Below are 9,602 nucleotides of genomic sequence, written 5' to 3'. Positions count from 1 at the left end.
AGAGGTCAGCCGGCGTGGCGGCTCCGGGTCCAGGTCCTGGGCCAGCTCGTCCCTGGAGCGCCCGGCCGCGGCCACCGCCAGGCTGATGCTGCCGCGGCGCGGGACCGCGGGGCCGCCGGGGCGGCTGCTCGCCGTGGTCGAGAGCCCTGGCGAACGCTCCCGGTCGGCCAGGCTCAGGGTCGTCCGGAGCGCGACATCGGCCTCCTCGTCGCCCTCGCGCAGGAAGACGGTCTCGATGTCCCAGCTGTCCGCCTCGGCGTTCAGCCAGCAGGTCAGGGTCTGCTGGAGGCCCAGCGGCCGGCCGGTCCGCTGGTCACCGGGTGCCACCGACAGCCGGGGCGGGATGACCCGGGGGCCCGTCATGTGGTGTTCCGCGACGAGCGGGAGATGCCCGGCGATGGTGGCGGCCGGGATCATATAGAAGTGGAAGAACGGACTCCGGTCGGCCGGGGTGTCGTACACGGCGACCATGATCCCGAGCAGCCGCCCGGTCCCGGCCTCGGAGACTCCGGCCCCGCTGAAACCGCGGGGGTTCCGCTCGTGGAAGTCGACCGGGTTGATCTGCACCCACTCGTCGCCGTGGCCCCCGGGCCCCTTGAGCACCGCGTCCACCCAGAGCCCGCCCGAGCGGTTCCTCGGGAACCCGTCCACCGTCACACGGGTGTCGTACGGCACGGGGTCGCGGTGCAGTACGGCCGTGGAGGCCACCGGGGCCGGCTCGGTGAGCCGTAGCAGCGCGAGATCCCCCTCGTCACGCCCGTACCGCTCCACCCAGTGGCCGTCGATCACCCGCGCGGAGCGCGACACCCCCTTGGACTCCCCGGTCAGGACGGGGAATTCGACCCGTACCGGCACAGCGGGGCCCGGCACCACATGGGCACAGGTCAGCACCAGATCCTGCCCCAGCAGGACTCCGGCACCGAGCACGTCCCCCGGCTCGCCCCCGGGCAGCTCCGCATGCAGGCGCAGCCGCCAACTCTGTTGATCCATAAGCGCGTTGAGCCGTATCGGCTCCCCCTCCATGCTTCCCCAGAGTAGGGGCAGGACGCGACAATGGGCCCCGGGCTGCACAAGGGGGAGCAATGAACGACGGGACAGGCGCCGCACCAGTGGCGGGGCTGGCGGACCTGATCAGCCAGGTCAGGAACGAACTGGCTGAGGCACAGCGCCGGATCGGGGACAGCACACTGCGGCTCAGCGTGGAGCGGGTGACGCTGGAGATCGCCGTGCAGGTGAGCCGGGAGGTGGACGGCGAGGGGAAGCTGCGGATCGGGGTGGTCACCGTGGGCGGCAGCGGGTCGGTGACACGCGACAACACCCACCACATCAAGGTCGAACTGCAGCCCCGCAACCAGGACGACACCCCGGGCTGGATCCCGGTGAGCCGCCAGTAGGGCCCTGCGGGGCCGCGCCGTCCGCCTGTCCGGTCAGGCGCGGGCGTCTGCGGACAGTCGGGGGTCTCCGGACAGTCAGCTTCTCCGGACAGCCGTCTCGTTCCGGACAGCCGGCGCGGCCCCGGACAGTCAGCGTCTCCGGACAGCCGGCGCGGCCCCGGACAGTCAGCGTCTCCGGACAGCCGGCGCGGCCCCGGACAGCCGGGCGTCGCCGGACAGCCGTCTCGTTCCGGACAGCCGGCGCGGCCCCGGGCAGCCGGGCGTCCCCGGGCAGTCGGGCGTCGCCGGACAGTCGGCTCGTCCGGTCGGGCGAGCGTGTCCGGTCAGGCGAGCGGCTTCGGCAGCGGCTTGCCGTACCAGAGTTCCACCAGCCTCGCCGCGATCGAGATGCCCGCCGGCGGCAGCACATCGCCCGCCTCGATCGCCGAGCGCAGGTCGTCCCGCGAGAACCAGCGGGCCTCGCTGATCTCCTCGCCGTCCACGGTGATCTCGGACGACGTGGCCTGCGCCATGAAGCCGAGCATCAGGCTGGACGGGAAGGGCCAGGGCTGACTGGCGACGTACTGCACCGTGCCGACCGTGACGCCCGCTTCCTCGAACACCTCACGCCCCACCGCGGCCTCGATGGACTCGCCCGGCTCGACGAAACCCGCGAGCGTGGAGAACCGGCCCTCCGGCCAGTGCACCTGCCGCCCCAGCAGCGCCCTGTCGTGCTCGTCCGTGACAAGCATGATCACGGCCGGGTCGGTGCGCGGGTAGTGCTCGGCCCCGCACGCCTGGCAGCGCCGGATGTGACCGGCGGCGGCGATGACGGTGCGCTCGCCGCAGCGGGAGCAGAACCGGTGCAGCCGCTGCCAGTTCTCCAGCGCCACCGCGTGCACCAGGAGCCCGGCGTCGAGCGGCGAGAGCAGCAGGCCGGCCTCGCGCAGCCCGGCCGGGCGGGCGGACTGGTCCATCCGGCCGGGGAGGGTGTCCTTCTGGAGCGCGAAGTACCGCACTCCGTCCGCGTCCGTGCCGAGGAAGTAGCGGTGCTCCTCGGTGAGGGGGGCTTCGAACGACGGGGTCTTGAGCAGCTCGGTGCGGCCGTCGGACGTCTCGTCGATCAGTGCCTGGCCGCCGGAGACCACGAACACCCGGGTCGTCGGGTGGCTCCAGGCCGCCGCGAGCCACGCCTCGTCCAGGCGGTGGTGCGCGGCCCGGTCGATCCCGCTCGGGGCCGTCAGGCCGATCGGCCGGTGCGGATCCGTCGCCGGGCCGGCCTCGGTGCCGGTCCCACTCCCGCTCTCGCTCTCGCTCTCGCGGCCTTCGGTGGCATTGCTGAAGTTGCTCACAGGTGCTTCCAACTCCCCCTCATGGACTGGGTGGTTCCGTTCAGCATTCGGTTCGGTTCGTCAGTCGTCGGTCCGGCAGTCGTCGGTCCGGCAGTCGTCGGCTCAGCAGTCGTCGGCATTCGGTTCCGTTCAGCTCTCCCGGCGCAGGGCGGCGGCCATGTCGCCCCACAGATAGGCGGTGGTCTCCACGCCCTTGAACAACAGGTCGAGTTCGACCTTCTCGTTGGGCGCGTGCCAGCCGTCGGACGGTACGGAGATACCCAGGAAGAGCACCGGCGCGCCGAGCACGTCCTGGAGATCGGCTGCGGGCCCCGAGCCGCCCTCGCGGGTGAAGCGGATCTTCTCGCCGAACGCCCGTCCCATGGCCCGTACGACCGACTGGAGCGCGGGGTGGTCCAGCGGGGTCAGACACGGCCGGGTGCCGGCGCTGAACGCGATCCCCTGGCGGATCCCCGGCTCCGCCCGGCCCGCCGCCCACTCGGTGACCAGCTGCTCGATACGTACCGGGTCCTGGCCCGCGACCAGCCGGAACGAGAGCTTCACCATGGCCGACGACGGGACGACCGTCTTGCCGCCCGGGCCCTGGTAGCCGCCGCCGATGCCGTTGACCTCGGCGGTCGGACGGGCCCAGATCCGCTCCAGGGTGCTGAGGCCCCGCTCGCCCGCCGTCGCACGGGACTTGGCCGTACGCAGCCACTCGGCCTCGTCGAAGGGCAGTTCCGAGAAGAGTTCGCGCTCGGTGTCCGTCAGCTCCGCGACCCCGTCGTAGAAACCGGGCACGGTGACCCGGCCGTCGGCGTCGTGCAGCGCGGCGACCAGCCGGGCCGCCGCGGTGGCCGGGTTCGGGACGGCGCCGCCGAACGAGCCGGAGTGGATGTCCTGGTCCGGGCCCTCGAAGGTGATCTCGCACTCGGCGAGGCCGCGCATACCGGTGCAGACGGTCGGCGTCGTCTCGGACCACATACCGGTGTCGGAGACGATCACCACGTCCGCCGCGAAGCGCTCGGCCTGCCGCTCGACCAGCTCCCTGAAGTGCGGGGAGCCGGACTCCTCCTCGCCCTCGACGAGGAGCTTGAGGTGGACGGCGGGAGCGGTACGGCCGGTGGCGGCGAGGTGGGCACGGACACCGAGTGTGTGGAAGAACACCTGGCCCTTGTCGTCCGCCGCGCCCCTGCCGTACATCCGGCCGTCCCTGACGACCGGCTCGAAGGGGTCGGTGTGCCAGCCGTCGTCGGCCGCGGCGGGCTGGACGTCGTGGTGGCCGTAGACCAGGACGGTCGGCGCCTGCGGGTCGTCCGACGGCCACTCGGCGAAGACGGCGGGGGCACCGGGCGTATCGAGGATCTCGGTGACCGGGAAGCCGGTCTCCCTGAGTTTGGCGGCCAGCCAGTCGGCGCTGCGGCGTACATCGGCTGCGTGCTCCGGCTGTGCGGAGACGGAGGGGATACGCAGCCAGTCGGCCAGGTCTTCGAGGAAGTGCTCGCGGTGCTGGTCCAGGTACGTGCGGACAGCGCTGTCCGGGGTGTCGCTCATGCCATCGAGCCTAACCGGCCGGTCGGGGTGGCTCGCCCGGTGGATCTCCCAGCAGGATCCGCTCAAGACCGGCCCGGCCCGGCAGGGGTGTGGGCCTGATCACTTCTCCGGTCCGTACGTAGAGGAACGCGGCCGTGACCGAGCTGAGCGGGATGTGGTGCTGCTCGGCCCAGGCCAGCCGGTAGACGGCCAGCTGGAGCGGGTCGGCGGTGTGGGCGCGGTGGGTCTTCCAGTCGACGATCTCGTAGGTGTCGCGGGAGGTTCGGTAGACGGCGTCCATCCGGCCGCGGATCACCCGGCCCGCGAGGGTGAGGGTGAAGGGGGCTTCGACCCGGTGGGGCGTACGCCCGGCGTACGGGGTGCGCTCGAAGGCCGCTTTCAGTTCGGCCAGATCGCGCTCGTCGGCGATCTCCGGTTCGTCGTCGTCACCGCCGGGCAGTTCGTCGGGTCCGAGCATGGGCAGCGGCAGTTCCTCGAAGCGCGACTCGACCCAGGCGTGGAAGCGGGTGCCGCGGCGGGCCGCCGGCTGCGGCGGACGCGGCATCGGGCGGGCCAGCTCGTGCGCGAACGCGTCCGGGTCGTCGGCGAGGCGCAGCAGTTGGGTCGCGGTGAGGGTGAGCGGTACGGGGACGTCGCGCACGGTGCGCCGGGCACGGAGCAGTTCTGCCGTCAGGGCGTCGAGGTCGCGGTCCCAGGAGGCGAGGGTGCGGGCGTCCTCGGGGGTGAGGGGGGCCCGGGCGTGCGGCACGGGTGGGGAGGCGGGGGCCGGAGCGCCGTGCGGGGCAGAGCCGTCCTGCGGGTCCGTGGTCTCGGCGCGCTGCCCCGGACCCCGGTCCTCGGTCTCCCCCGGACGGGCCTGAATATCGTTGAGCTGGTCCAGGACCAGGTCGGCCGCTGCCCTGCGGCGGGTCAGGGATGTCCCGTCCAGCGGCAGCGGCCAGGCGTGGTCCGCCGCCGCGTCCCGCAGCGCCGGGTTCTCCTCTCCCTCCTCGGGGGCGTCCGCCCAGACCTCCGTCTCGCCGTACCCGGCAGCGCAGTGCTCCTGCAGCGCGAGCAGGAAGTCCGACGGGCCGCGCGGGCGCTTCTGGCTCGGGCCCCACCAGTGGGCCGAGCCGAGCAGCAGCGAGCGCGGGCGGGTGAAGGTGACGTAGCCGAGGCGCAGTTCCTCCGTGTGCTGGTGGGATTTCATCGCCGCCTTGAAAGCGGCGATGCCCTTCGCGTCCCACGCCCCGACCCCGGGGAGCGTCGCCGCGTCGCCGCGCAGCGCGTGCGGCAGCACCTTCGGCTGCGCCGTCCAGGACTCGCGGGACTGCTCGCTCGGGAACTGCCTGGCCACCAGACCGGGGACCGCGACCACATCCCATTCGAGGCCCTTGGACTTGTGCGCGGTGAGGACCTTCACGGTGTTCTCGCCGCCGAGCAGCGCGTTGTCCAGGCCCTTCTCGTACTGGGCGGCCGTCCGCAGGAAGGCCAGGAAGGCCAGCAGGCTCGCCTCACCGTCCAGCGACGCGAAGCCCGCCGCTATGTCCAGGAAGTGGGAGAGGGTCTCGCGGCGGCGGGCGGCCAGGGCGTGCGGGGATGCCGAGAGCTCGACCTCCAGGCCCGTCGTGGCGAGCACCCGGTGCAGTACGTCCATGAGCGGGTCGGCCAGCGAGCGCCGCAGGTCGCGCAGTTCGGCGGCGAGGCGGGCGAACCTCACCCGGGCGTCGGCGGAGAACTCGAGCCCGTCGTCCGGCCCGTCGGGGAAGCCCGCCTCCTGGCTCGCGCCGCCGGCCAGGAACGTGTCCAGCGCGTCCGCGAGCGAGACCACCTCGGCCGGGTCGACCCCTTCGACGGCCTCGGCGAGCCGCTGGTCGGGGTCGGCGTCATCGCCGCCCGCCGCGCTGTCGTACCTCACGAGCAGCCGCGCCCTGCGGCCGAGCAGCGCCAGGTCGCGTGGGCCGATCCGCCAGCGCGGCCCGGTCAGCAGCCGGACCAGCGAGGCGTTGGCCCCCGGGTCCTGGAGCACCTCGCAGACCGCCACCAGATCGGCCACCTCGGGAAGGTGCAGGAGCCCGGAGAGGCCGACCACCTCGACCGGTACGTCCCGCGCCACCAGCGCGCCCTGGATCTCCGCGAAGTCACCGGCGGTGCGGCAGAGCACCGCGATCTCACCCGGGTCCTTGCCGGTACGCACCAGATGCGCGATCGAGTCCGCCAGCCAGCCGATCTCCTCCTCGTGCGTACGGAGCAGGGCGCACCGCACCATGCCGTCCAGCTCGGCGCCCGGCGCGGGCCGCAGCGCCTCGACGCCCGCGTGCATCGCGCGCAGCGGGGCGGCCAGGCCGTTCGCCAGGTCGAGGAGGCGGCCGCCGCTGCGCCGGTTCTCGCTGAGCGAGAAGCGGGTGGCGGGGCTCCCGTCGGCGTAGGGGAAGTGCTCGGGGAAGTCGTCCAGGTTGGCGACGGACGCGCCGCGCCAGCCGTAGATCGCCTGGCAGGGGTCGCCCACGGCGGTCACCGCGTGGCCGCTGCCGCCCCCGAAGAGGCCGGAGAGCAGCAGCCGCTGGGCGACGGATGTGTCCTGGTACTCGTCGAGCAGGACCACCCGGAACTCGTCGCGCAGGATGGTGCCCACCTCGGGCCTGGTCAGCGCCAGTTCGGCCGAGAGCGCGATCTGGTCGCCGAAGTCCAGCAGGTCGCGGCTGCGTTTGGCCGCGCGGTAGCGGCTCACCAGGTCGAGCAGTTCCCGGCGGGCCACGGCGGCCTCCGGGACTTTGCGCAGCTCCGCGTTGGAGAGCCTGGCGCTCTCCAGGGTGGCCAGCAGCTCGGTGTCGTACGCGCGCAGCGCCTGCGGGGTCACCAGATGCTCGGCCAGCTCGCCGTCCAGTGCCAGCAGGTCGCTCACCAGCGAGGAGAACGACTTCGTCAGCGCCGGATAGGGCCCCGGCGCCTCCTTGAGCACCCGGGCCGCCAGCTGGTAGCGGGTGGCGTCGGCGAGCAGCCGGGAGGACGGCTCAAGACCGATCCGCAGCCCGTGGTCGGTGAGCAGCTGTCCGGCGAAGGCGTGGTACGTCGAGATGCGCGGTTCGCCCGGCGAGTAGTACGGGTCGGCGCTCCCCGCCGGCACTGCGGGGTGGCCGCCCGGTGCCCGGTGGGACGGGCCGGCGTCCGGGTCGGTCACCCCGGCGCGCACCAGCGCCTTGCGGACCCGCTCGGCCAGCTCGCCCGCCGCCTTGTTGGTGAAGGTCAGCCCGAGCACCTGCTCGGGCGCGACCTGCCCCGTCCCCACCAGCCACACCACCCGCGCGGCCATCACCGTGGTCTTGCCGGAACCGGCTCCGGCCACGATGACCTGCGGGGCGGGCGGCGCCGTGATGCAGGCCGTCTGCTCCGGGGTGAAGGGGATGCCGAGGAGCTCCTTGAGCTGCTCGGGTCCTGTGATGGGCGGGGTCACCTCAGAAAGGCTAACGGCGCCCTGTGACATCCAGGCCGGCGTCCCCGCCCGGCCCGCTCGCGTACCGCTGTCGTACCGCCGTCACTCCACGATGTGGCGCCCCTCCGGCAGGGCGCTGCAGGAGGCGCGGAACGCGCAGTGCGTGCAGTGGCTGCCCGTCGTCGGTGTGAAGCGCTCGTCCAGCACCTTTCCGGCGGCGGTGGCCAGCAGGTCGCCGACCCACTCCCCCGCGAGCGGCTCCTGGGACTGGACCTTGGGCAGCGCGTCGCCGCCTTCCTTCTTCGCCGCGGCCTGCCGCAGCTGGACGAGTTCGGCGCCGCCCGCTTCGGGGCGCAGCCCGCCGAACACCTCGTCCACCGCGCCCTCGCGGACCGCGAGCTGGTAGACGGCGAGCTGCGGATGGCGGGCCACCTCGTCCCTGGTGGGTGCCTGCTTGCCGGTCTTGAAGTCGACCACGTACGCGCGGCCCTCCGCGTCCTGCTCGACCCGGTCCATCGAGCCCCTGATGCGCACCTGGTACTCGCCGGCCTCCAGGGTCACGTCGAAGGGGTGCTCGGTGGCGGCCGGGGTGCGGCCCGCGCGGTCCATGACGTGCCAGCGCAGGAAGCGTTCCAGTGCGGCGCGCGCGTTCTCCTTCTCCTGGCCGGACTTCCAGGGGGCGTCGAAGGCGAGCGAGTTCCAGACCGAGTCGAGGCGCTCCATCAGGACGGCCAGATCGGCGGGGGTACGCCCGGACGCCACCTCGTCCGCGAGGACGTGCACCACGTTGCCGAAGCCCTGGGCGGCGGTGGCGGGCGCGTCCGCCTTCACCTCGCGGCCCAGGAACCACTGGAGGGAGCAGGTGTGGGCGAGCTGGTCGAGGGCGCTGCCGGAGAGCGCGACCGGCTGCGCGGGGTCACGGACGGGGGCGGCGGAGTGCGTCGGCTCGTACAGGCCCCACCAGCGGTACGGGTGCGCCGCGGGCACCAGTGGCTGGTCCTCGTCGTCGGTGAGCGCGGCCAGCCGGGCGAGCCGGTGGGCGGCCGCCTCGCGCAGCTCGGGGGACGCCTTCGGGTCGACGGTCGTGGCGCGCAGCTCCGCGACCAGCGGGGCGACCGCGAGGGGGCGCCGGGGGCGGCCGGTGACGTCCCTGGGCTCCACGCCCAGCTCGGTGAGGAAGCGCGACGGCTGGTCGCCGTCGTCGGCCGGTGCCTTCACCGCGGTCACGACGAGCCGGTCGCGGGCGCGGGTGGCGGCGACGTAGAAGAGCCTGCGTTCCTCGGCGAGGAGCGCGCCGGGGCTGAGCGGCTCGGCGAGCCCGTCGCGCCCGATCCGGTCCGCTTCGAGGAGGGAGCCGCGGCGCCTGAGGTCGGGCCACAGCCCTTCCTGCACACCGGCGACGACGACCAGGCCCCACTCCAGGCCCTTGGCGCGGTGCGCCGTCATCAGCCGGACCGCCTCGGGGCGCACGGTCCGCTTCGAGAGGGTGTCGGCGGCGATGTCCTGGGCGTCGACCTCTTCGAGGAAGTTCAGCGCGCCCCGCCCGCCAGTACGTTCCTCGGCGCGGGCCGCGGTGTCGAAGAGCGCGCAGACGGCGTCCAGATCACGGTCGGCATTGCGCCCGGCGGCTCCGCCGCGCAGCGTCGCGCGCTCCAGGCGCCGGGGCCAGTTGGTGCCGCTCCACAGCTCCCACAGGGCCTGTTCGGCGGTGCCGCCGTTCTCCAGAAGCGCGCGGGTTCTGCTCAGGAGCTTGCCCAGTTGCTGCGCGCCCCTGGCGTACGCGGGGTCGTGCGCGATCAGCCGTCCGGGCTCGGCGAGCGCGCGGGCGAGCAGTTCGTCGGACGGCGCGGGGAGCCGGTTGCCGCCCGCCCGTTCCTCGTCGCGCAGGGCGCGGCCGAGCCGGCGCAGATCGGCGGCGTCCATGCCGCCCAG

6 protein-coding genes are annotated in these 9,602 nt (G+C 73.6%); 1 reads left to right on the top strand and 5 read right to left on the bottom strand.

Annotation, left to right across the window (positions count from 1 at the left end):
• Positions 1–990: serine protease (locus G3I19_RS31040; RefSeq protein WP_164267049.1), on the bottom strand; the 990-nt coding region annotated here is incomplete at its 3' end.
• Positions 991–1,082: 92 nt separating this feature from the next.
• On the opposite strand from G3I19_RS31040, the gene G3I19_RS31035 reads away from it, so the two are divergent.
• Positions 1,083–1,394, top strand: a complete 312-nt coding sequence (locus G3I19_RS31035) for a trypco2 family protein (protein WP_164267048.1) — start codon at positions 1,083–1,085, stop codon at positions 1,392–1,394.
• Positions 1,395–1,717: 323 nt separating this feature from the next.
• On the opposite strand, the gene nudC is transcribed toward G3I19_RS31035, so the two are convergent.
• From nudC to G3I19_RS31015, 4 genes are all read right to left on the bottom strand, one after another.
• Positions 1,718–2,623, bottom strand: coding sequence for an NAD(+) diphosphatase (gene nudC, locus G3I19_RS31030; protein WP_164267050.1), 906 nt, complete (start codon positions 2,621–2,623; stop codon positions 1,718–1,720).
• A 231-nt stretch (positions 2,624–2,854) separates the two neighbouring features.
• On the bottom strand, positions 2,855–4,258 hold the full coding sequence (locus tag G3I19_RS31025) for a dipeptidase (RefSeq protein ID WP_164267047.1): 1,404 nt from the start codon (positions 4,256–4,258) through the stop codon (positions 2,855–2,857).
• Between the two features lie 10 nt (positions 4,259–4,268).
• On the bottom strand, positions 4,269–7,691 hold the full coding sequence (locus G3I19_RS31020) for an ATP-dependent DNA helicase (RefSeq protein WP_164267046.1): 3,423 nt from the start codon (positions 7,689–7,691) through the stop codon (positions 4,269–4,271).
• Positions 7,692–7,772: 81 nt separating this feature from the next.
• A partial coding sequence (locus G3I19_RS31015) for a UrvD/REP family ATP-dependent DNA helicase (protein ID WP_164267045.1) occupies positions 7,773–9,602 on the bottom strand: 1,830 nt, incomplete at its 5' end.

Origin of the sequence: Streptomyces sp. SID10853 (assembly GCF_010548145.1) — a bacterium.
Taxonomy (GTDB): Bacteria; Actinomycetota; Actinomycetes; order Streptomycetales; family Streptomycetaceae; genus Streptomyces.
Note: the sequence above shows the minus strand (reverse complement) of the source record. Positions and strands in the feature narration are given on the sequence as shown.

What these genes read in the sequence shown, in the direction of transcription:
- G3I19_RS31025 (WP_164267047.1), bottom strand. Translation starts at nt 4,258, where the DNA reads ATGAGCGACACCCCGGACAGCGCTGTCCGCACGTACCTGGACCAGCAC.
- G3I19_RS31035 (WP_164267048.1), top strand. Translation starts at nt 1,083, where the DNA reads ATGAACGACGGGACAGGCGCCGCACCAGTGGCGGGGCTGGCGGACCTG.